The sequence below is a fragment of the Cellulomonas sp. IC4_254 genome, assembly GCF_011603975.1.
Taxonomy (GTDB): domain Bacteria; phylum Actinomycetota; class Actinomycetes; order Actinomycetales; family Cellulomonadaceae; genus Cellulomonas.
Map to the genome: position 1 here is coordinate 15,377 of NZ_JAANNB010000002.1, position 20,765 is coordinate 36,141.

At 76.6% G+C, this 20,765-nt stretch carries 18 protein-coding genes; 6 read left to right on the top strand and 12 right to left on the bottom strand.

The window, feature by feature from the left end:
* The first annotated feature begins 63 nt into the window (after positions 1-63).
* Positions 64-2,727: a SpoIID/LytB domain-containing protein gene (locus G6556_RS00380; protein WP_166937596.1), complete on the top strand. Its 2,664-nt coding sequence runs from the start codon at positions 64-66 to the stop codon at positions 2,725-2,727.
* An 80-nt stretch (positions 2,728-2,807) separates the two neighbouring features.
* Here G6556_RS00380 and G6556_RS00385 read toward each other — a convergent pair whose 3' ends face one another.
* The 7 genes from G6556_RS00385 to rfbC are packed head-to-tail and all read right to left on the bottom strand — an operon-like array spanning position 2,808 to position 8,951.
* Positions 2,808-3,209 (bottom strand): DUF2304 domain-containing protein, encoded by a 402-nt coding sequence (locus G6556_RS00385; RefSeq protein WP_166937597.1) that lies wholly within the window; start codon positions 3,207-3,209, stop codon positions 2,808-2,810.
* Complete coding sequence (locus tag G6556_RS00390; protein WP_166937598.1) at positions 3,206-3,988, bottom strand: glycosyltransferase family 2 protein; 783 nt, start codon at positions 3,986-3,988, stop codon at positions 3,206-3,208. Before G6556_RS00390 ends, G6556_RS00385 begins: the two co-directional genes overlap by 4 nt.
* Before the next feature lie 45 nt (positions 3,989-4,033).
* Complete coding sequence (locus tag G6556_RS00395) at positions 4,034-5,509, bottom strand: hypothetical protein (protein WP_166937599.1); 1,476 nt, start codon at positions 5,507-5,509, stop codon at positions 4,034-4,036.
* Complete coding sequence (locus G6556_RS00400; RefSeq protein ID WP_166937600.1) at positions 5,506-6,381, bottom strand: glycosyltransferase; 876 nt, start codon at positions 6,379-6,381, stop codon at positions 5,506-5,508. Before G6556_RS00400 ends, G6556_RS00395 begins: the two co-directional genes overlap by 4 nt.
* A complete protein-coding gene (locus tag G6556_RS00405; RefSeq protein ID WP_166937601.1) occupies positions 6,378-7,412 on the bottom strand; it encodes a glycosyltransferase family 2 protein in 1,035 nt (344 codons plus the stop codon). The genes G6556_RS00400 and G6556_RS00405 overlap by 4 nt, the downstream gene beginning before the upstream one ends.
* Positions 7,412-8,341: a glycosyltransferase family 2 protein gene (locus G6556_RS00410; RefSeq protein WP_166937602.1), complete on the bottom strand. Its 930-nt coding sequence runs from the start codon at positions 8,339-8,341 to the stop codon at positions 7,412-7,414. The genes G6556_RS00405 and G6556_RS00410 overlap by 1 nt, the downstream gene beginning before the upstream one ends.
* Entirely contained in the window at positions 8,334-8,951 is a 618-nt protein-coding gene (gene rfbC, locus G6556_RS00415; protein ID WP_166937603.1) for a dTDP-4-dehydrorhamnose 3,5-epimerase, read from the bottom strand. Before rfbC ends, G6556_RS00410 begins: the two co-directional genes overlap by 8 nt.
* 105 nt (positions 8,952-9,056) lie before the next feature.
* On the opposite strand from rfbC, the gene rfbD reads away from it, so the two are divergent.
* Together rfbD and pseI are read left to right on the top strand one after the other, a co-directional pair.
* Complete coding sequence (gene rfbD / locus G6556_RS00420; protein ID WP_166937604.1) at positions 9,057-9,902, top strand: dTDP-4-dehydrorhamnose reductase; 846 nt, start codon at positions 9,057-9,059, stop codon at positions 9,900-9,902.
* On the top strand, positions 9,902-10,957 hold the full coding sequence (gene pseI / locus G6556_RS00425; protein WP_166937605.1) for a pseudaminic acid synthase: 1,056 nt from the start codon (positions 9,902-9,904) through the stop codon (positions 10,955-10,957). The genes rfbD and pseI overlap by 1 nt, the downstream gene beginning before the upstream one ends.
* 42 nt (positions 10,958-10,999) lie before the next feature.
* Here pseI and G6556_RS00430 read toward each other — a convergent pair whose 3' ends face one another.
* Together G6556_RS00430 and G6556_RS00435 are read right to left on the bottom strand one after the other, a co-directional pair.
* Positions 11,000-12,457 carry a bifunctional UDP-2,4-diacetamido-2,4,6-trideoxy-beta-L-altropyranose hydrolase/GNAT family N-acetyltransferase gene (locus G6556_RS00430; protein WP_166937606.1) on the bottom strand — a complete coding sequence of 486 codons (1,458 nt, stop codon included), beginning with the start codon at positions 12,455-12,457 and terminating at the stop codon, positions 11,000-11,002.
* On the bottom strand, positions 12,457-13,212 hold the full coding sequence (locus G6556_RS00435) for a glycosyltransferase family protein (protein ID WP_346774633.1): 756 nt from the start codon (positions 13,210-13,212) through the stop codon (positions 12,457-12,459). The genes G6556_RS00430 and G6556_RS00435 overlap by 1 nt, the downstream gene beginning before the upstream one ends.
* A gap of 89 nt (positions 13,213-13,301) precedes the next feature.
* Here G6556_RS00435 and pseB point away from each other — a divergent pair, with 89 nt between their 5' ends.
* Genes pseB through G6556_RS00450 form a run of 3 tightly spaced genes read left to right on the top strand, consistent with a single transcriptional unit; the run spans position 13,302 to position 16,893 of the window.
* Positions 13,302-14,285, top strand: a complete 984-nt coding sequence (gene pseB, locus G6556_RS00440; protein WP_166937607.1) for a UDP-N-acetylglucosamine 4,6-dehydratase (inverting) — start codon at positions 13,302-13,304, stop codon at positions 14,283-14,285.
* Positions 14,286-14,295: 10 nt separating this feature from the next.
* Complete coding sequence (gene pseC / locus G6556_RS00445) at positions 14,296-15,426, top strand: UDP-4-amino-4,6-dideoxy-N-acetyl-beta-L-altrosamine transaminase (protein WP_166937608.1); 1,131 nt, start codon at positions 14,296-14,298, stop codon at positions 15,424-15,426.
* A gap of 3 nt (positions 15,427-15,429) precedes the next feature.
* A complete protein-coding gene (locus tag G6556_RS00450; RefSeq protein WP_166937609.1) occupies positions 15,430-16,893 on the top strand; it encodes an oligosaccharide flippase family protein in 1,464 nt (487 codons plus the stop codon).
* A 46-nt stretch (positions 16,894-16,939) separates the two neighbouring features.
* On the opposite strand, the gene G6556_RS00455 is transcribed toward G6556_RS00450, so the two are convergent.
* From G6556_RS00455 to G6556_RS00465, 3 genes are read right to left on the bottom strand one after another with little or no spacing between them, the layout of a single operon-like run.
* Entirely contained in the window at positions 16,940-19,303 is a 2,364-nt protein-coding gene (locus G6556_RS00455; RefSeq protein WP_166937610.1) for a hypothetical protein, read from the bottom strand.
* Positions 19,300-20,265 carry a glycosyltransferase family 2 protein gene (locus G6556_RS00460; RefSeq protein ID WP_166937611.1) on the bottom strand — a complete coding sequence of 322 codons (966 nt, stop codon included), beginning with the start codon at positions 20,263-20,265 and terminating at the stop codon, positions 19,300-19,302. The genes G6556_RS00455 and G6556_RS00460 overlap by 4 nt, the downstream gene beginning before the upstream one ends.
* Before the next feature lie 35 nt (positions 20,266-20,300).
* The gene (locus tag G6556_RS00465) at positions 20,301-20,711 is read right to left on the bottom strand and encodes a GtrA family protein (RefSeq protein ID WP_166937612.1); all 411 of its coding nucleotides are present in this window, start codon (positions 20,709-20,711) and stop codon (positions 20,301-20,303) included.
* Between the last annotated feature and the right edge of the window lie 54 nt (positions 20,712-20,765).

Below are 20,765 nucleotides of genomic sequence, written 5' to 3' on the forward strand. Positions count from 1 at the left end.
GAACGGGACCCGGGGTCCCTATCCTGAGGCGGTCCCCACCGCCGCACCTCCCGAGGACCCGCCGTGACACTCCTGCGCCGCCTGACAGCCACGGTGGTCGCCGCCGTCCTCGCCGGGACGGGGCTGGTCGCGGTCGCGCCGGCGGCCTCGGCCGCGGAGGAGGTCTACCCCGCGCCGGCCTCCGGGTCGTGGACGGTCGACGGCCGCGCGTACGGGCACGGCCGCGGCCTCTCGCAGTGGGGCGCCCAGGGCGCGGCGCTGCAGGGCCGCACGGCGGCGGAGATCCTCGCCTTCTACTACCCGGGGACCTCGACGGGCTCGATCTCCGGGCAGTACGTCAAGACCACGCTCGCGGCGTACGCGCCGTCGAGCACGGTGACCATCTGGAGCCCGGAGAACCGGAACATCCGGATGGGGCCGCTCAACGGCGAGCAGGTCCTGTCGCCGGGCCGCTGGACGATCACCGTCTCCGGCCAGACGGTCACCGCGGTGAAGCGGACCATGGTGAACGGCCCGGTCGTCGACACCCGGCAGTACACCGGCGTCCTGCGGCTGGAGTCGCAGAACGAGTACGGCATGGTCATCGCGAAGAACCAGACTGACACCACCGGCCGGTGGTACCGGGGCGACCTGCGGATCGAGCCGACCTCGGGCGTCGCGTTCAACGTGACCAACAGCCTCCCGATGGAGGACTACCTGCGCAGCGTGGTGCCGCGCGAGTCCCCGGCCTCGTGGCAGGCCGCGGCGCTCCAGGCCCAGGCCGTGGCCGCGCGCTCGTACGCGTGGTGGAAGGTCACCAACGGCCAGACCCTGTGCGACACCACCACCTGCCAGGTCTACTACGGGCGCGGCGACGCGAACGCGGCCGGCTCGCTCACCACTTCCTACGAGGACAGCCGCACCGACGCCGCGATCGCCGCGACCGGCGGGCAGATCCGGCTGTGGAACGGCGCCGTCGCGTTCACCGAGTTCTCCTCGTCCAACGGCGGCTGGACCGCCGCGGGCTCCGTCCCGTACCAGGTGGCGAAGGCCGACCCCTGGACCGGCACCGCGCCCGGCGACACGGTCACCTCGTGGACCGCCGAGCTCACGGTGGCGCGCGTGGCGCAGTCCTGCCCGTCCGGCGGGACGCTGCGGAACCTGGTCGTGACGGGCCGCACCGGCAACGGGCCGCTCGGCGGCCGCATCTCCCAGGTCCGGCTCGAGTGCTCGACGGGCAACGCCACCGTCAACAGCCCGGCGTTCGGCCTGCGCTCCAGCTGGTGGAAGCCGCGGGCGACCACCCCGGTGCTCGGCTCGGTCGCGGTGTCGGCCACCACGATCGACCACGGCGGCCAGATGAGCATCGGCGTGACGCCGAACCTCGCGATGACCTGGGCGCTCACGGTCGTGGACCGCAGCACCAACCGCCAGGTGATCCGCACGACCGGCAGCGCCCAGGCCGGGGTCCGGTTCAACGCGACCTGGTTCGGCACCTACGACGGCCGCACCGCCGCCGACCCGGTGTACGTCGGGCCGGGCAGCTACGCCCTGACGCTCGTCGGCACCGACGCCTCGGGGCGGACCTCGAACACGGTGTCCACCACGGTCACCGTCCGGCAGCCCGCGGACGCGGCCGCACCGCCGGCCGTCGCCCTGGTCGGGAACGGCGGGTACGTCCCGCTCACCCCCACCCGGCTGGTCGACACCCGCACGACGTTCCAGGCCCTCGGGTCCGGCAGCCGCGCCGAGGTGCCGGTCCTGGGCCGCGGCGGCGTGCCCGCGTCCGGCGTCACCGCCGTCGTGCTCAACGTGACGGCCGTGGGGACGAGCGTCGCGGGCCACCTGCGGGTCTGGCCCGCGGGCGCCGCGATGCCCAACGCCTCGGTGCTGAACACCGCCCCCGGGCGCACCCAGGCCAGCCAGGTGACGGTCGGCGTGGGCGGCAACGGCTCCGTGAGCGTCTACAACGCCATCGGCACCACGCACTACCTGGTCGACGTGCTCGGCTACTACACCACCGACACCGCCGCGTCCGCCCGGTACACCGCGATCGACCCGGTCCGGGCGATGGACTCCCGCTCGGGCGCCTCCGTGGCCCCGGGGACCACCCGCACCGTCGACGTCGCGGCGGCCCTCGGCGTCCCCGCCTCCTCGCTCAGCGCGGTCACCGTGAACGTCACCACCACGCGCGCCACCGGCAACGGCTACGTGGTCGCCTACGGCTCCGGCGCCCTGCCCTCGTCGTCGACGGTGAACCTCGTGGCCGGCGCGGACATCGCGAACCGCGCGGTCGTCCCGGTGGTCGGCGGCAAGATCACGGTCGCGGCGGCCGGCTCGTACAGCCACGTGCTGGTCGACGTCGTCGGCTGGTACGGCGTCCGCGGCGCGGCGACCGGCGCGCTGTTCACCCCGGTCCAGCCCTCCCGGGTCCTGGACACCCGCTCCGGCGCGCCGGTCGGGCCCGCGGGGCAGGTGCAGGCCACCGTCACCGGCGGCGCGGTCCCGGCGGACGCCACCGCCGTGGTCGGCACGGTCACGGCCGTGAACCACACCGCCCCGTGGACGCACCTGCGGGTGTGGCCGGCCGGGCGGCCGCTCACCGGCACCTCGGACCTCAACGCGACGCGCGGGTTCACCCAGGCGAACGCGGTCGTCGTCCGAGTGGGCGACGGGGGAGCGGTCCGGCTCTACAACGACCAGGGCAGCACGCACGTCGTGCTGGACGTGGCGGGGTACTTCCGCTGACCGGCGGGCGGCCCCGCCGCCCCCGGACGCACGACGGGCCGGGAACCCCCGCGGGGGTTCCCGGCCCGTCGTGCTCGCTCTCAGGCGGGCGGTGCGGGCGGCGGGGGCCGCACGTCGGCGTCGCCGCCCGGGCGCACGCCGCGGTCGCGCAGGTCCTCGACGTCGAGCCGCAGCAGCGCGATCTCCTCGGCCAGCGTGCGGGTCTCCTCCTCCAGCTGGGAGATCTCGACGCTGAACTGCACGCACACGATGAGCAGCACGACGCCGCTCACGAGGAACAGCAGGTTGACGGGCGTCTGCACGCCGAGCAGCCGGGCGAGCCAGGTCAGCACGGACGGCACGGCGCCGACCGCCACGACGGCCACGGCCAGCGCGATCCAGGCCGCCGCGTACTTCTCGCGGATCCGGCGGGAGCGCAGCAGGTAGCCGATGGTGCCGACGGTCACCGCGCACACGACCAGCGCGGTCAGGTAGCCGCTCATCCCTTGACCTCCGCCGCCGCGTGGAACCGCGCCCGGGCGGTGCGGTTGGACGGGCGGCTCAGGGCGATGCCGAGCGCGAGGACCGCGCGGCCGAGGAACACCGCCGCCTTCACGGGGCTGTGCGACGGCCGGCCGCCCTGGCGCTCGCGCATGGACACGGGCACCTGGGCGACGACGAGGCCGGCGCGGGCGGCGATCACGAGCGACTCCACGGTGTCGCCCAGGTACTCGGCGGGGTACTCGGACGCGAACAGCGGGACCGCGCGCGGGCCCGCGAGCTTGAAGCCCGACGTGGTGTCGGTCAGCCGGGTCCCGGTGACCCGGGACAGCACGCCGGCGAGCACGCGCATGGCGGCCCGGCGGGGGCCGCGCGCCGTGTAGGTGCCGGCGCCGGCGAACCGGGCGCCGATCACCACGTCGGCGTCGTGCTCGCGCGCCGCGGCGAGCAGCTGCGGGATCGCGGCCGGGTCGTGCTGGCCGTCGGCGTCCAGCTGGACGACGGCGTCGTAGCGGTGCCGCAGGGCGTACTTGAAGCCCGCGCGCATCGCACCGCCGACGCCGAGGTTGATCGGCAGGTCGAGCACCGGCACCCCCTGGGCGCGGGCGACCTCCGCGGTGCGGTCGCGGGAGCCGTCGGAGACGACGACGACGTCCGTGGCGGACAGGGTGGGCTCGGCGGCGCAGACGGCCCGGATCTCGCGGAGGACGCCGGGAAGGGCGTCCTCCTCGTTCCAGGCCGGGATGACCACGAGCACGCGGTCGGGGCTCGGGGCTGACACCCGAGCAGCGTACTAGGCCGCCCGGGGGCCCGGGACGAGATCGGGTCAGGCCGCGACGGCGCGGCGCGCGCGCAGCACCGGCAGGGCCGCCGCCGCGGCGCCGAGCAGGCCGACGACGACCAGGCAGGCCAGCGTGGTCCAGCGGCCGTCGACGACCCGGCTCACGGCGAACGACGCCGCACCGGTGCCGGCCGCGAGGGCGGCGGCGCCCAGCACCGCACGTCGACCGACCCAGGACCCGGGCGCGACGAGGCCGCGCGACCCGCGCAGCAGGACGGCGAGCGCGGCCGCGGCGGCGAGGATCCCGGCGGCGGCGAGGCCGAGCATGCCGCCGACCAGCGCGAGCGCCACGCCCGCGACGATCTTCACCGCGGCGTACACGACGTAGGACCGGGTCTCGATGCCGGGGCGGCCGGCGGCGCGCACCAGGACGGCGCGCGCGTTGCCGGCGAGCGAGACGACGAAGCCGGCGGCGAGCACCGCGGTGAGCGGCGTGATGAGGGACACCTCCGGGCCCAGCCACTCCGCGGCGGCGAACGGCAGCACGCCGAGCGCCAGCGCGGCGAACGGCAGGACCAGCTTCAGCCAGCCCTGCTCGGCCCGGGCGCCGGCCTCCGGCAGCCCGGCCGGGTCGCGTCCGGCCTGCACGCTGAGCGAGGTGAACACCGGCGTCAGCAGCACGGTGGGCGCGAGGCACACCGCGGCCGTCAGGGGCGCCGAGGCGGAGACGCTCGCGAGCGCGGCGGTGGGCAGCAGGATCCCGGCCAGCACCACGTCGAGCTCGCGCTGGGCGACGAAGCCGAGGGCCGAGAGCTGGTTGCGCCACGAGTACGCCCAGAGCTCGCGGGTCTGCGCCCGGTCGGTGGGGCGGCGGACCTCGCGCAGCAGGTGCCGCCGGCACAGCACGACGCCGAGCAGCACGGCGACGCCGGCGTCGGCGAACGAGGCGAGCAGCAGGCCGGGCAGCCCCTGGTCGGTGACCAGCGCCCAGGCGATGCCGCCCGCGAGGACGGCGCGCGCGGTCAGCGACTGGACGGCCACCGCCACGAACCGGGAGTGCGCGGCCAGGTACGAGCTGAACGCGAGGGCGATCAGCTGCAGCACGGCGAGGGTGCCGGCGTGCCGGAACAGCAGCGCGGCGTCCGCGTGCACCGAGTCCGGGACCCGCACCACGGCCAGCACGCCCCGGGAGATCAGCGGGCCGAGGGCGACCACCAGCACCAGCAGCGCCCCGAGCACCAGCAGCACGGACGCGGTGATCCGGCCGCCCAGCCGCACGTCCTGCTGCCCGCGGGCCACGCCGTGGTAGCGCTGCATGATCCCGACCACGCCGAGGTCCGCCGTGAGCAGCAGGTTGATCGTCGTCATCATGAGCGCCCACGCGGCGTAGGCGGAGTCGCCCAGCCGGTCGAGCACCAGCGGCGTCGCGAGCAGCTGCACGCCGAGCGGCGCCATCCGCGCGACCGCCACCAGCAGCGCGTCGCGCCGGTAGGAGGTCGCCGGGGTGGTGGGGGTGGTCACGCGGCGCCCCCGGGGCGCATCGCGGGGTCGGTGCGCCCGGCCCAGCCGTCCCGTGCGCCGCGCGCGAGCGTCGCCAGCCGGCGCAGCCGCGGCGGCTCGAACAGCAGCACGGTCAGCGCGACGTAGGCCTGCAGCGCCGCGGAGGTCGCGACCCACGCGGGCTCGCGCCGCCAGTTCTCCCGCGTCAGCACGGTGCCGTTGCGCGCCGTCCAGTACAGCCGCCAGGTGGCGTGCGCGGTCGAGCGCAGCCGCAGCGGGCCGACGCCGCGCCAGCGGGTCTCGCCGAGGCTGTGCGGGAGCCGGACGCGCGCGTCCTGGACCACGCGCCAGCCGGCGCGCCGCACCCGCAGGCAGAAGTCCTGGTCCACGCAGTCGACGAAGAAGTCCTCGCGGAACGGCCCGGCCGCGTCCAGCGCCGCCCGGCGCACGACCATCCCGGAGGTGATGACGACCGGCAGGTCGGCCACCTCGGGGCGGTGCGCGGCGCGCGGGTCGAGCGGGCGGTCCGCGGCGGCGTCCCACGGCACGGGTGCCGCGACGCCGACCCGCGGGTCGGCGGCCAGCCGGGCGGCGAGGCCCGCGACGAGCCCCGCGGGCACCACCGAGTCCTGGTCGAGCAGGAGCAGGTCGTCCTCGGGGCCGGCCTCGCGCACGCCCGCGTTCAGCGCGGCCGCCAGGCCGAGGTTCGTGCCGGGGCGCAGCAGCACGGCGTCGTCGGCGAGCCCGGGCAGGGTGTCGGCCCCCGGCTCGCCGGCCGGGGTGTTGTCCACCACGACGACCCGGTCGCACTGCCCGGCGGCCGAGCGGACCACGTCCGCCAGCCGGGCGTCCGGCCGGAACGCGGTGACGACCGCGGTGACGCCGGCGCTCACAGGGCCCTCCGGGCGAGCCGCCACCACAGCCGCAGGACGCCCTGCACGGGCGCGGCGGCCGCGGGAAGCGGGAACTGGGCCGAGTCGAACGTGTCGGTCATGAGGTGCGCCAGGTCGCGGTCGGGGACCGTGCGGGACGCCTGCACCGTCCGGCGCCGGCGGGCGACCGCACCCGGGTGCCGCAGCACCCAGCCCCAGCCGCGCACCTTCTGCCGGCCCCAGCCCTGCGCGGTCGCGACCGCGAGCATCGCGACCTCGAACGCGAGCAGCGGCACCGCCAGCAGGGCGAGCGTCCGCGCCTGGTAGGTCGTGAGCACGAACAGCAGCCGGTTGCGCTCGAGCAGGTACATCTTGAGCGGCGAGCGGCTGAACTCGAAGTGGTGGACCGCGCTGGCCTCCGGCACGTACCGCACGGTGCGGCCGTGCTGCCAGGCCCGCCAGGACAGCTCCAGGTCCTCCATGTAGGCGAAGAACTCCTCGGGGAACCCGCCGAGCTCGTCCCACAGGGCGCGGTCCACGGCCACCAGCGCGCCGCTGGCGGACGCGACCTCGCGCCCGGTCGCGTGCGCGGACACGGGCTCCTCGAGGCCGCCGGCCCAGCACAGCCCGAGGACGTGCAGCGGGTTGCCGGCCGAGTTCACGCGCTCGGGGTCGGAGGCGAGCCGGACCAGGCCGCCCGCGACGCCCAGCCGCGGGTCGGCGGCGAGCGCCCCGACCAGCGTGGCGACGGCGTCCGGCGCGACCACCGCGTCCGAGTTGACCAGGACGACCGGGCGCCCGGAGGTCGCCGCGGCGGCGGCGTTCATCCCGCCGGTGAAGCCCAGGTTGGTGCCCGGCACGATCAGCCGGACCCGGGGGTCGGGCGGCAGCGTGGCGACGGCGTCGGTGGTGCACCCGTTGTCCACCAGCACGACGCGGACGTCGACGCCCTCGGAGGCGAGCACCGCGGCGACGGCCTCGTGCAGGTAGTGCTCGGGGCCGAACGCCAGCATCAGGACGTCGGCGGCCGGCGTGGTGGTCGGTTCGGTCATCAGCCCTCCCGCAGCGCGCCCGTGCGCCCGCGCACGCCGTCGGCGAGGCCGCGCAGCAGCAGCCCCGCCCGGCGCGCGCGCGGGGCGACCGCGAGCACGTAGAACCCGGTGTACTTGGTGATCCACGCGAGGTACCCGACCCGCCAGGCGACGGGCAGCAGGCCCGAGCGCACCAGCAGCACGGTGTTCCGCGCCATGTAGTAGTTCCGCACGGGGGAGTGGATGTGCACGTCCCGCTCCCGCCCGGGGATGCGCTGCACCCGGTCGCCCAGCGCGTGGCCGAGCCGCGCGCCGACGACCCCGAACAGCCCGTAGCCGGCGCGGCGCGCACGCAGGCCCCACTCCAGGTCGATGTGGTCGATGAACCAGTCGGCGTTCATCGGCCCGACGGCGTCCAGCGCGTCGGCGTCCACGAGGCAGCCGGACGCGATGAGGAACGTGGCCGGCACGAGCGCGCCGTCCTGCGCGGGCACCGTGGCGCGCCGCGGCCCCCAGCGGCGGTCGGAGAACAGCAGCGCGGCACCCGCGTTCCGCTCGTCCACCGTGACCGGGCCGACCGCCGCCACCGGCCCGTGCGCCGCGCGGGCGCGGGCCAGCCCGTCGACGAGCCGCTCGACCATGTCGGGGGCGGGGACGGAGTCCTGGTCGGACAGCAGCACCGCCCGGGCGCCGATCCCGCGGGCGCGGTCGATCCCGCGGTTCTGCGCCTCGGCGATGCCGAGGTTCGCGCCGAGCGCGAGCAGCTCGCCGCCGACGGCGTCGAGCTCGGCCCGCAGCGCCGCGACGGCGCCGTCGGCGCTGCCGTTGTCGACCAGCACGACCCGGTCGACCTGCGGCGCGAGGGCGCGCAGCAGCACCGTCGTCGCCGCGACGTCGGGGTGGAAGGTGACGACGACCGCGACGACGCCGGCCGGCGCCGCGTCAGCCACGCAGGCTCGCCAGGTACGCCTCGACGTCGGCGTGCTGCGGCAGCAGGCCGTCGGCCTGCGCCTGGAGGAGCGTCGGGGCGGCCTCGTCCTTCTCGGAGAGCTGCGGCGTCAGCGGCGCGCCGTCGCGGCCGGTGGTCGGCCACGCGACGCCGACGGTCGGGTCGAGCGGGTGGATGCCGTGCTCGCGGCCCGGCGCGTACCCGGCGGAGCACAGGTACAGCACCGTCGAGTCGTCCTCCAGGGACATGAACGCGTGGCCCAGGCCCTCGGCCAGGTAGATCGCGCGGCGGTCGACGTCGTCCAGCAGCACGGAGTCCCACTGGCCGAACGTCGGCGACCCGACGCGGATGTCCACCACCACGTCGAGGACCGCGCCGCGGGCGCACGTCACGTACTTGGCCTGCCCCGGGGGGACGTCCGCGAAGTGGATGCCGCGGACGACGCCGGCGGCCGAGACCGACAGGTTGGCCTGCTGCAGGTCGAACGCGTGGCCGGCGGCCTCCGCGAACGGCGCGGCCTTGAACCACTCGAGGAACACCCCGCGCGGGTCGCCGAACTGCTTCGGGGTGATCTCCCACGCCCCGGGGACGGCGAGCTCGCGGTACTGCACGGCGGATCTCCTTCGGTCGGTCTCCGCGCGGGCGCGCGGCGCCAGCCAGAGTACCGGGGCCGACTACGCTGGCCGTCGGACTGACGCCGACGAGATGAGGATGCGGTGCGCTGGTTGGTCACGGGAGCCCGGGGGATGCTGGGCCAGGACCTGGTCGCGCGGGTGCGCGAGGACGGTCACGAGGTCGTCGCGCTGGACCGCGCGGAGCTCGACATCACGGACGGGGCCGCGGTGCTCGACGCCGTCGCCGGGTTCGACGTGGTGGCGAACTGCGCCGCGTGGACCGCGGTGGACGACGCCGAGACCCGCGAGGCCGACGCCTTCACGGTGAACGCCGTGGGCCCGCAGTCGCTGGCGCGCGCCGCGGCGCGGCACGGCGCCCGGCTGGTGCAGGTCTCGACGGACTACGTGTTCGACGGGCACGCCACCGAGCCGTACGCGGAGGACGGGTTCGCCGCGCCCCGGTCGGCCTACGGCCGCACCAAGCTCGCGGGGGAGTGGGCCGTCCGCGCCGCGGGCGCCGACCACCTGATCCTGCGGACCGCGTGGCTCTACGGGGCCCACGGCTCGTGCTTCCCGAAGACCATCGCGCGCGTCGCGGCGGAGAAGGGCGGCCTGGACGTGGTGGACGACCAGGTCGGGCAGCCCACCTGGACCGTGGACGTGGCGGACCTCGCGGTCCGCCTGCTCGACGCGGGCGCCCCGGCGGGCACCTACCACGCGACGTCCTCGGGCCGGACCTCCTGGTTCGGCTTCGCGCGGGCCACCGTGGCCGCCGCGGGCCTGGACCCCGAGATCGTGCGGCCCACCACGAGCGAGGGTTACGTGCGCCCGGCGCCGCGCCCGTCGTTCTCCGTGCTCGGCCACGACGCGCTGCGCGCCGCGGGCGTCGAGCCGATCGGCGACTGGCAGGAGCGGTGGGCCACCGCCGCCAAGGAGGTGCTCGCCTGATGGCGGACCGTTCGATCACCGTCGGCGCGCACACCGTCGACGCCCACCACCGCCCGTTCGTCGTGGCGGAGATGTCCGGCAACCACAACGGCGACCTGGGCCGCGCGCTCGCGATCGTCGATGCGGTCGCGGAGTCCGGCGCCCAGGCGCTGAAGCTGCAGACGTACCGCGCGGACACCATCACGATCGACGCCGACGGGCCCGCGTTCCGGGTCTCCGCCGGCCACGAGCTGTGGGGCGGCAAGAACCTCTACCAGCTGTACGAGGAGGCGCACACCCCCTGGGAGTGGCACGCGCCGATCTTCGAGCGCGCCCGCGAGCACGGCCTGGTGCCGTTCTCCAGCCCGTTCGACGGCACGGCGGTCGACCTGCTCGAGGACCTGGACGTCGAGCTGTACAAGATCGCCTCGCTGGAGATCGGCGACCTCGCGCTGCTGCGCCGGGTGGCGCGCACCGGCAAGCCGATGGTGATCTCCACCGGCGCCGCGTCGATCTCCGACGTCGACACCGCGGTGCGCACCATCCGCGCCGAGGGCAACGACCAGGTCGTCGTCCTCGCGTGCACCTCGTCGTACCCGGCGCTGCCGAGCGAGTCGAACCTGCGCTCGATCCCGGTCATCCGCGACACGTTCGACGTGGTCGTCGGCCTCTCGGACCACACCAAGGGCATCGGCGCCGCGGTCGCGGGCGTCGCGCTCGGCGCGTGCCTGATCGAGAAGCACGTCACGCTGGCCCGGGCCGACGGCGGGGTCGACTCCGACTTCTCGCTGGAGCCGCACGAGCTGGCCGCCCTGGCAACCGAGACCGAGGTCGCCTGGCAGGCGCTCGGCGAGGTGCGCCTGGACCCGACCGCGGGCGAGGCGGAGAGCCGCCGGCTGCGCCGCTCGCTGTACGTGGTGGCGGACGTGCGCGCGGGCGACGTCGTCACCGAGGACAACGTCCGGTCCATCCGCCCGGCGGGCGGCCTGGAGCCGGTGCACCTCGACACCGTGCTGGGCCGCACGTTCCGCACGGACGTCGCGCGCGGCACCGCGCTCGGCTGGGACCTGGTCTGACCTGCCGCCGCGGCGCCCTGCGCGGGGCGCCGCGGCGCGCGGTCAGGAACCGGGCTTGACGTACGCGTCCAGCCCGTCGGCCGCGGGCTCGGCCCGGCGCCGGTAGCCCGCGCCCTCGAACAGCCGCGCCGACGCCGCGTTGTCCGGCCGCACGCACGCCAGGACGGCGGGGCGCTCGCCGACGCGCTCCCGCCACGCCCGCTCGCCGGCGTCGAGGACGCCCGCCGCCAGCCCGCGGCCCCGCGCGTGCGGGGCGAGCGTGATCGACACCTCCCACAGGCCGTCGGCCTCGCGGTCGAACCGCACGGTGCCCGCGGGCCGGCCGGTGTGCGCCACGACGAGCAGCAGCCGGTCCGGGTCCGCGAGCACGCGGTCCAGCCAGGCCACGTGCGCGGCGCGCGGCACGACGGCCTGGTCCCGCGACGCGGACCGGGTCGCGGGGTCGTTGCGCCAGTCCAGCAGCAGGTCGGCGTCCTCCGCGGTCGCGGGCCGGGCCGCGAGCACCGCGCGGCCGAGCCCCGCCCACCACGCGTCGAGCACCCGGTCGGCGCCGAGGCCGTCCACGAGGGCGCGACCCGCCCGCGCGACCGCGTCCCGTCGCGCCGGGTCGCCGATCAGGGAGCGCAGCGCGGCGACCGCGTCGTCGTCGGCGGCGCGCACCGCGTCCAGCGGGCCGAGGCCCACGACGACCCCGGCCGCGACCGCGCGCTCGTACCCGGTGCGCTGGTTCTCGGTGACGGCGACGACCGCGGTCGGGGCCCCGAGGCATGCGAGCTCCCACACCGACGTGCCCGCGGCGCTCACCACCACCCCGGCGGTCGCGGCGAGCGCGGGCAGGTCGTCCTGCGGGCCGAGCACCTCCGCCTCGGGCACCTCGGCCCGCACCCGGTCGGCCGCGGGGCCGGACGCCACGACGCGGACCCGGGAGGCGCCGGCGAGCACCGCGAGCCGCGCGGCGGCGGCGCTGACGCCGAACGCGTCGGTGCCGCCCATCACGACCAGCACGTCGTCGCCGGGCCGGTCCGGGCCGGCGCCCGCGGCGCGGCGGGCGGCCCGGACCGCGGCGCGCAGCGGCGCGTACCGCACCCCGAGCAGCACGGTCCCGGAGCCGTCGGCCGGGCGCCCCGCGTCCTGCGCGCCGAGCGTGGAGTCCACGACCACGTCCGCCGGGCGGCGCCCGAACGCGCCGTCCTCCATCGAGGACACCAGCGGCCCGCCGGCGGTGCGCAGGTCCCCGGCGACGTCGTAGTGGTCGACGTGCAGCACGTCGGCCCCGGCGAGGCCGGGGTCGTCGGCGAGGGCGCGGCGCAGGTCCGCGGGCGCCGGCCGCACCGGCACCCCCGCGGCCGCGACCAGGCGCCGGCCCAGCGGCGCGTCGACGTCGCCGAGCAGCGTGACGTCCCAGCCCCGCGCCCCGGCGGCCTCGGCCAGGGCCAGGCAGCGCACGAGGTGGCCGACGCCCGAGCCCGCGCTGGCGTCGCAGCGCAGCACCGCGCGCATCACGCCTCCTCGAGCGCCTTCTGCCGGACCGCGGCGTTGAGCGCCACGAGGTCCGGGCGGGAGCGCAGCAGCGCGACGAGGTCCCGCCACGCGGGCGGCCGGTCGCCGAGCGTCGTGGCGACGGCGTCGAGCAGCGCGGCGTCCTCGGCGGTGTCCAGGGTCACCCGCAGGTCGTGCGCGTCGGGCGCCACCACCAGCCCGAGGGTCCGGTACTCGCCGGGGGTGGCGTACAGCGCGGAGGTGACGTGCACCCGGTGGTGGTCCCGGGCCGCGGCGTCCGCGGTGTCGAGGGCCGCGGACGACACCAGCTCGACGTCCAGCCCGCGGGGGAGCGTGCGGACCAGCGTCGTCGCCACGTAGTCGAGGGTGGGCTCCGCGCGCCAGGCGCCGACCACGGACCCGATCAGCGCGGGGTCGAGCAGCGGGCAGTCCGCGGTCAGCCGGACGACGGCGTCCGCGCCCGAGGCGTCCCGCGCCGCGACGAACCGCTGCAGCACGTCCAGCTCGCTGCCGCGGACCACCGTCACCCCGAGCCCGGCCGCGAGCTCGGCCACGGCGTCGTCCCCGGGCGCGGTGGAGGTCGCCACCACCACGTCGTCCACGCCGGGCGCGGCCTGCGCGGCGCGCACCACCCAGCCGAGCACCGGCCGGCCGGCCAGGGGGAGCAGCACCTTCCCGGGCAGCCGGGAGGAGCCCGTGCGGGCCTGGATCACGGCGACGACGCGGGCGGGGCGGGGCTGGGGGTCCGGGCGCACCGTGCCATGATGCTCTATCGGGAGCCACGCCCCGTGCGGCGGGGACGGCACCCCGCGTCCACCGACCCGACCGTCTGGAGTTCCACGGCATGTCTCTGCTCTCGGGAGCCTCGATCCTCATCACCGGAGGCACCGGGTCCTTCGGCAAGGCCTTCCTCCAGGAGGTGCTGGACCACCACGACCCGCGGCGCCTCGTGGTCTTCAGCCGGGACGAGCTCAAGCAGTACGAGGTCCGGCGGCAGCTCGGCGACGACCCGCGCCTGCGCTGGTTCATCGGCGACATCCGGGACCGCCAGCGCCTGACGCGCGCCATGCACGGCGTCGACTACGTCGTGCACGCCGCCGCGCTCAAGCAGGTGGACACCGCGGAGTACAACCCGTTCGAGTTCGTGCAGACGAACGTCAACGGCTCGCAGAACGTCATCGACGCCTCCATCGACGCGGGCGTCAAGAAGGTCGTGGCGCTGTCGACGGACAAGGCGTCCAGCCCGATCAACCTGTACGGCGCCACCAAGCTCTGCGGCGACCGCATGTTCGTGTCCGGCAACAACTACGCCGCCGCGTACGACACCCGGTTCTCCGTGGTCCGGTACGGCAACGTCATGGGCTCGCGCGGCTCGGTCATCCCGGTGTTCCGCAAGCTGGCCGAGGAGGGCGCGTCCCTGCCGATCACGGACCTGCGCATGACGCGGTTCTGGATCACGCTGCCGCAGGCCGTGCAGTTCGTGCTCGACTCGTTCGAGCTGATGACGGGCGGCGAGCTCTACGTCCCGCGCATCCCCAGCATGAAGGTCACCGACCTCGCGCAGGCGGTCGCCCCGGGCTCCGCGATGCACGAGATCGGCATCCGCCCGGGGGAGAAGCTGCACGAGGAGATGATCGCCCCGGACGACTCGCGCCGGACGGTCCGCCTCGGCGACCGCTACGTCGTCATGCCGTACGTCGGCGGCTGGGGCTACGAGACCCCCGCGGGCGGCGAGCCGGTCGAGGACGGCTGGACCTACCGGTCCGACAGCAACGACCTGTGGCTGGGCACCGACGAGCTGCGCGACATGGTCGCGCGGTTCGCCTGAGGCGGCCGGCGTGCTGCCCTACGGGCGCCAGTCGATCGACGAGGCCGACGTCGAGGCCGTCGTCGCGGCGCTGCGCAGCGACTGGCTGACCACCGGGCCCGCGGTCGAGGCGTTCGAGCAGGCGATCTCGGCGCACGTCGGCGGCGCCCCCGCCGTGAGCGTCACGTCGGGCACCGCCGCGCTGCACGTCGCCTACGCGGCGGCCGGCGTCGGCCCCGGCGACGAGGTCGTGACCACCCCGCTGACGTTCGTCGCGACGGCCGCCGCCGCGGCGCTGCACGGCGCGACCGTCGTGTTCGCCGACGTCGAGGCGGACACCGGCAACCTGGACGTCGAGGCCGCGCGCGCCGCGGTGACCGACCGCACCCGCGTCGTCGCCGCCGTGGACTACGCGGGCCTGCCGGCCAGCCCGGACGCGTTCGCCGCGCTCGCCCACGAGCACGGCGCGCTGTTCCTCGAGGACGCCGCGCACTCGATCGGCTCGCTGTGGGACGGCCGACCGGTCGGCTCGTTCGCCGACCTCACGACGCTGTCGTTCTTCCCGACCAAGAACCTCACCACCGCCGAGGGTGGCGCCGTCGTCACCGCCGACCCGGAGCTGGAGCGGCGCGCGCGCGGCTTCAAGAACCACGGCCTGGTGCGCGACCGGGACCGGCAGCGGTTCCCGGACGAGGGCCCGTGGCACCAGGAGGTGCACGAGTTCGGCCTGAACTACCGGCTGCCCGACGTGCTGGCCGCGCTCGGCACGTCGCAGCTGCGGCGCCTGGAGGCGTTCCGGACCCGGCGCGCTGAGATCCACGCCCGGTACGACGAGGGCCTGCGGGACCTGGACGGCGTGCTGACCCCGGCGCGGCGCGCCGAGGCCGAGCCCGCCTGGCACCTGTACCCGCTGCGCGTGCTCGACGGCCGCCGGCGCGAGGTGTTCGAGGCGCTGCGGGCCGCCGGCATCGGCGTGCAGGTGAACTACATCCCGGCGTACTGGCACCCGGTGTTCGCGGACCTGGGCTACCAGCGGGGCCAGTGCCCGAACGCCGAGGCGTACTACGAGCAGGAGATCTCCCTGCCGCTGTTCCCCGACCTCACGGACGCGCAGGTCGACCGGGTGGTCGACGAGGTGCGCCGCGCGGTCGCGGGCCGCTAGGCCGTGACCGTCCCGGACCCGGCGGCCGGCGCGCCGCCGGCCGGGCCGGCTCCCGCCGCGGAGCCGTCCGCCACCCGCGCCGTCCTGGGCCGGGGCTCGCTCTACACGATCGCGACCGCCGGCCCGGCGCTCGCGTCGCTCGCGGTCATCCCGGTCGTCACCCGGCTGCTGCCGGTCGCGCAGTACGACCTGGTCGCCGTCGCGACCGTCGTGGTGCAGGTCGCCTACATCCTGGTGGCCCTCGGGCTCGGGGCGGCGATCACCCGGCAGTACATCCTGGATGCGGACGGCGCCGCCGGTGCGCGCGGCGTGGTCGTGGCGGGGGCGGGGATCGCGACGGTCCTCACCGCCGTCGTCGCGGCGGCGGGGCCGCTGTGGGCGCCCGTGCTGCTCGGGCGGCCGTTCACCCTCGAGGTGCTGCTGGCGCTGGTCGCCGGCGCCGGGGGCGCGTGGATGGTGCTCGCGCAGTCGTACCTGCGCGGCGCCGACCGCCCGGGTCCGTTCGTGCTCCTCGCGGTGGCCGCCAGCCTGGTCGGCCCCGCGGCGGGCCTCGTGGCGGTCGCCGTGCTGGAGCGCACCGCCGCCGTCTACCTCGCGGGCGTGGCGGGCGGCTACCTGCTGGCCGGCGTCGCGGGCCTCGTCCTGGTCGCCCGCTCCGGCCGGCCGCAGCTCACCCGCCGCGGGGTGGCCGCCGCGCTGCGGGTGGGGACGCCCACTGTGCCGCACCAGGTCTCGCTCTACCTCGCGCTCGCCGGCCTGGTCGTGGTCGCCGACCGGGTGCTCGGCGACGGCGGGCGCGCCAACGTCGCGCTGACGATCGGCGCCGGCGCCACGGTCGTGACCGCGGGCCTGAACAACGCGTGGGCGCCGGTCGTGTACCGGGCCGCCCCGGCCGACCGGGCGCGGGTGCTCGACGAGACGACCCGGGTCATCGCCCTGGTCGCGGCGGTGCTCGCGGGCGGCGTCGCGCTGCTGGCGCCCTGGCTGGTCCGCCTGGCCGCCCCGGCGTCCTACCAGCCGGCCGAGCTGGTCCCGGCGGTCGCGCTGGCCTCCGCCGCCGCGGTGCCGTCGGTGGTCTACCTGGCCAGCGGGCACCTCGTGTTCGCGCGCGGCCGCACCGGCTGGCTCGCGCTGAGCACGCCGCTCGCCGTCGCGGTGGGCCTGGGCGCGGCCGCGGTGCTGGCCGCGGCCGCCGGCCTCGTGGGGGTCGGTGCCGGGTACCTCATCGCGTACCTGCTGCTCGCCGCGGGGACCACCGCGGTGCAGCGGCGGGTCGCCGAGCACCCGTGGTGGCCGCCGGCGATGCCGCTGGTGCTGCTGCTCTGGGTCGCCGTGAGCGCGCTCGGCGCGGTGCTGCCGGTCGACGGCGGCTGGTCGGCCGCGCGGGTCGCGGCGGCCGCCGCGCTGGCGGTCGCCGGGCTGCTCGTCGTGCGCCGGTCGGCCCGGGCGCGCGCGGCGCTCGGCTGAGCCCGCCGCACCCGGCGCGATGCCGCCGGGCACCCGGCGGTCCGGCTCAGTCGATCCGGTAGACCGCGGCGTCGTCGAGCTCGAGCTCGAGCGTCGCGTGCTCCCGCAGCTCCGGGCTCTCGACGCCCATCGTCCGGTCGACCACCAGCCAGCGGACGCCCCACTCGTCGCGCAGGCGGGCGACCGCCGCGTCCGACGGGTCGTCGAACACGGCCTCGTTGGCCTCGTAGCGGTCCATGTCCCAGAACGGGCTGGTGCGGGTCAGGCCGGGCCGGAACCCCTCGGGGTACGCCCAGCCCTCGACCAGCACCCGGCGCTCGGTGAGGCCGGAGACCCAGAAGTGCCGCGCGTCGCAGGCGTCCTCGGGGCCGTAGCAGTGCGCGTTCGTCGCGACGACCTCGTCGGTGCCCGAGTGGTCGCGCACGAACAGCGCGGCCAGCGCCCCGTCGCGCGGGACCGGGTACCCCTCGCCGGGGCCCTGCCCGTCCCGGACCACGGAGACCGCGGCGTGCGCCGTCTCCAGGGTGCGCTGGTAGAGCGAGGTCCCCGCCAGGAGCAGCGCGACGGTCAGCAGGCCCGCGGTCACCGGGGTGACGGCGGACCCGTCGCGGCGACGCAGGCGCACGACCAGGGCCACGAGCAGGGCGGCGACGAGCGCGGCGCCGAGCAGCCAGAGCCACGGCCCGGCCATCGCCCGGTAGGGGAACGCGGGCGCGGGCGCGACGGTCGGGGCCTCCAGGCCGTCCGCCCGGCGCACCGCCCACACGAGCGCGGTCCCGGCGAGCAGGCCCACGGGCACCAGCGCGCGCGTCCACCGGGGCCAGGCGCGGGTGGCGGCCACGACGCCCCACGCCGTGAGGACGCCCAGCGCCGGCCAGGAGGCGTACAGGAAGTACAGCTGGCTCAGCCCGTTGGCCGTCGTGAGCAGGCAGGCGCCGATGCCCGAGCCGGCGACGCCCAGCAGCAGCCAGAACGCGACGTCGCGCAGCGTCTCCCGCCGCGCCAGCAGCAGCACGCCCGCGCTCGCGCACAGCCACGAGGCCAGGCCGAGCGCGGTGATGAGCAGGGTGTGCCGCGTGCTGGCCGGGTCGGCGACCAGCTGGGCCGCCGCGAACGCGCGCGTGGTGGTCAGCGGGGTGATCGCGAGGCTGCCCGACTGGCCCCCGAGGACCACGACCAGCAGCAGGCCGAAGCCGGCGACGCAGAGCCCGAGCAGCACCGCGGCGACCCGCGCCGCGCGCGCCCGCCGGACCAGGGCCGCGACGAGCGCGAGCCCGAGGCCGGCGCCGAGCACCGGCAGGAACGTCGACTTCGACCCGCCCGCGCCCCACGCGAGGACGGTGAACACCGCGACCAGCGGCAGGTGGCGGCGGAGCGCGCCCTCGCGGAGCAGGACGACGGCCGCGGTGATCGCGGCGAGGAACAGGGTGAGGCCGAACGTCTGGGTCGGGCTCCGGTACACGGCGAAGTGCAGGAGGCCGGGGTTCTGGAACGGGAAGGCTGTCCAGCCGTAGACGTTGGCGGCCGAGGAGGCGGTGACGACGGCGGCCGCCAGCGGGGCGGACCACGCGGAGCCGGTCAGCCGGCGCGCGAGCACGCCGACCAGGACGACCCCCAGCGCGAGCAGCGCGGTGGGCGCCAGCCGGTACAGCAGCCACGTGAGGTCGAGCCCCGCCACGTGCGACGCCGCCGCGAGGTGCTCGTAGACGAACAGGTGGTAGTGCAGCGGCTCGTCGTACAGGTACGGGTAGACCAGCGGGTAGTGGGTGTCCACGCCGCCGGCGATCGCCTGGTGGAACGGCAGGTCGACGTACACGGACACGGGGATCGCCCGGCTCCACGGGCCCCAGCCGTCGACGTAGGTCACCGGGTTGGCGGCGAGGGCGGTCGCCCCGAGCCACACGGTGGCGGCGAGGACCGTCGCGGCCTGCACCCACGCGGACCACGCCGCGGTCGAGGGGGCGGCGGGACGGCTCCAGGCGCGCGCCCGCCAGCCGGGCACGGCCACCGACGCGACGACGACGGCCGGCGCCCACACCCAGGACCAGGTCGACAGGTGCAGGGGCGCCAGCGCGAACGCGAGCAGGACCTGCGCGGCCAGGCCGATCGCGGTGCCGACCGCCAGGTCCTCGGTGAGCGAGACGCGCCGCCCCCGCACGGCGCGCCAGGCGAGGGCACCCGGCAGCGTGGCCGCGAGCCCGAGGTAGCCGAGGTAGCCGAGCGTGACCGGCACCGGGGTGCCGTAGCGGTGCAGGACCGCCGCGACGCCGGCGACGGCGACCGCCGCGGGCAGGCGCGCGAGCGCGAGCGCCGGGAGGCCGCCCGCGCGGGGCGCCGCCGTGCGCCGGGACCGGCGCGTGGCGCCCGCCCCGGGGGAGGGCGGGACCTCCGTGGCCGGGTCCACGGTCATGCGTCGCGCCCCTGCAGGTCCTCGTCGACGGGCGCGGCGCCGGTGTCCCGCCGGACCGCGTAGGTGGGCTTGCCCATGCTCCGGGTGTGCAGCCGGCCGAGGTACTCGCCGATGACGCCGAGCGAGAGCATCTGCGCGCCGGAGAACAGCGCGACCATCGCGGCGATCGTCGTGAAGCCCGCCACCGTCGTGTCGCCCGCCGCGAACTTCCAGACCACGACGGCCCCGAGCACCACGCCGAGCGCGGCGCAGAACCACCCGAGCCACGCCACCATCCGCAGCGGGACGTTGCTGTAGCCGGTGACCATGTTCAGCGCGTGCCGCACGAGCGACCGCAGCGTGTAGGACGAGGTGCCGACCGTGCGCTCGTCCATGCGGACGACGACCCGGCCGATCGAGGTGGTCGCCCAGGACAGCAGCACGTCGAGCGACGAGTACGGGTCGGTCACGTGCCGGAACGTGTCCCGCAGCGAGGTGCGGAAGGCGCGGAACGCGGACACGTCGTCGGCCTTGGGCACCCCGGCCATCGCGAGGGTGCGCTTCACCAGGCGGGAGGCGAGCGAGCGCAGCGCGCCGTGCTCCTCCTCGACCGCGACGCCGTACACGAGGTCCACGTCGTCGCCGAGCGCCGCGAGCAGCAGCGGGATCTGGTCGGCGCGGTGCTGCCGGTCGTCGTCCATCGTCACGACCACCGGGAAGCGGGCGCGGCGGATGCCGGCGATCAGGGCGTTGTGCTGGCCGTAGTTGCGCCGGAGCTCGACCGCGCGGACCCGGTCGGGCCGGGCCGCCGCGAGGTCCCGCGCGACGCGGGCGGTGCCGTCGGGGCTCCCGTCCACGACGAGCACGACCTCGAAGTCGTCGACGCCCGAGCCGGGGGCGCCGAGCAGCTCGACGACGTCGGCCACCACGTGGGGGACCGTGTCCTGCGAGCGGTAGCACGGGATGACGACGCTGACCTGCACCGGACCAGGATGCCGCACCGACGCGTCCGCCCCGGTCACCGGCGGCCGCCGAAGCTCAGGTACCGGTGGCCCAGGTACGACAGCACGGCGACCACGACGACGGCGATCACCTGCGCGGGCAGCGGGGGGATGCCGGCGAGCTCGACGAGCGCGGGGGTCGCGACGACGCCCGCGACGAAGCCGCCGCCCCACACGCCCACGAACCGCGGCAGGTCGCGGCGCCACGGGTTCGTGGACCGGAAGATCAGCCGGCGGTAGGCGGGGAACGCCACGGAGATGGTGACGGCCTGCGCGAGCAGGATCGCGTACATGTACGGCAGCCCGGTGGCGAGCAGCCCGGCGAGCAGCGCGAGGTACCCGAGCGTCGTCGTGCCGGCCACCAGCAGGTAGCGGATCTGCTCGTGGCCGAGGGCGCTGCGGACGAGCCCCCCGAGCGTCGCGGTCACGCGAGCGGGCGCGCGACGACGCGCGCGGACGAGCTGAGGGGCATGCGCCGAGTG

Excerpts from the sequence above, each read along its gene's own strand:
- G6556_RS00430 (WP_166937606.1), bottom strand. The coding sequence starts at position 12,457 with ATGCGCGCGGTGCTGCGCTGCGACGCCAGCGCGGGCTCGGGCGTCGGC.
- G6556_RS00405 (WP_166937601.1), bottom strand. The coding sequence starts at position 7,412 with ATGACCGAACCGACCACCACGCCGGCCGCCGACGTCCTGATGCTGGCG.
- pseB (WP_166937607.1), top strand. The coding sequence starts at position 13,302 with ATGTCTCTGCTCTCGGGAGCCTCGATCCTCATCACCGGAGGCACCGGG.
- pseI (WP_166937605.1), top strand. The coding sequence starts at position 9,902 with ATGGCGGACCGTTCGATCACCGTCGGCGCGCACACCGTCGACGCCCAC.
- G6556_RS00455 (WP_166937610.1), bottom strand. The coding sequence starts at position 19,303 with ATGACCGTGGACCCGGCCACGGAGGTCCCGCCCTCCCCCGGGGCGGGC.
- G6556_RS00385 (WP_166937597.1), bottom strand. The coding sequence starts at position 3,209 with ATGAGCGGCTACCTGACCGCGCTGGTCGTGTGCGCGGTGACCGTCGGC.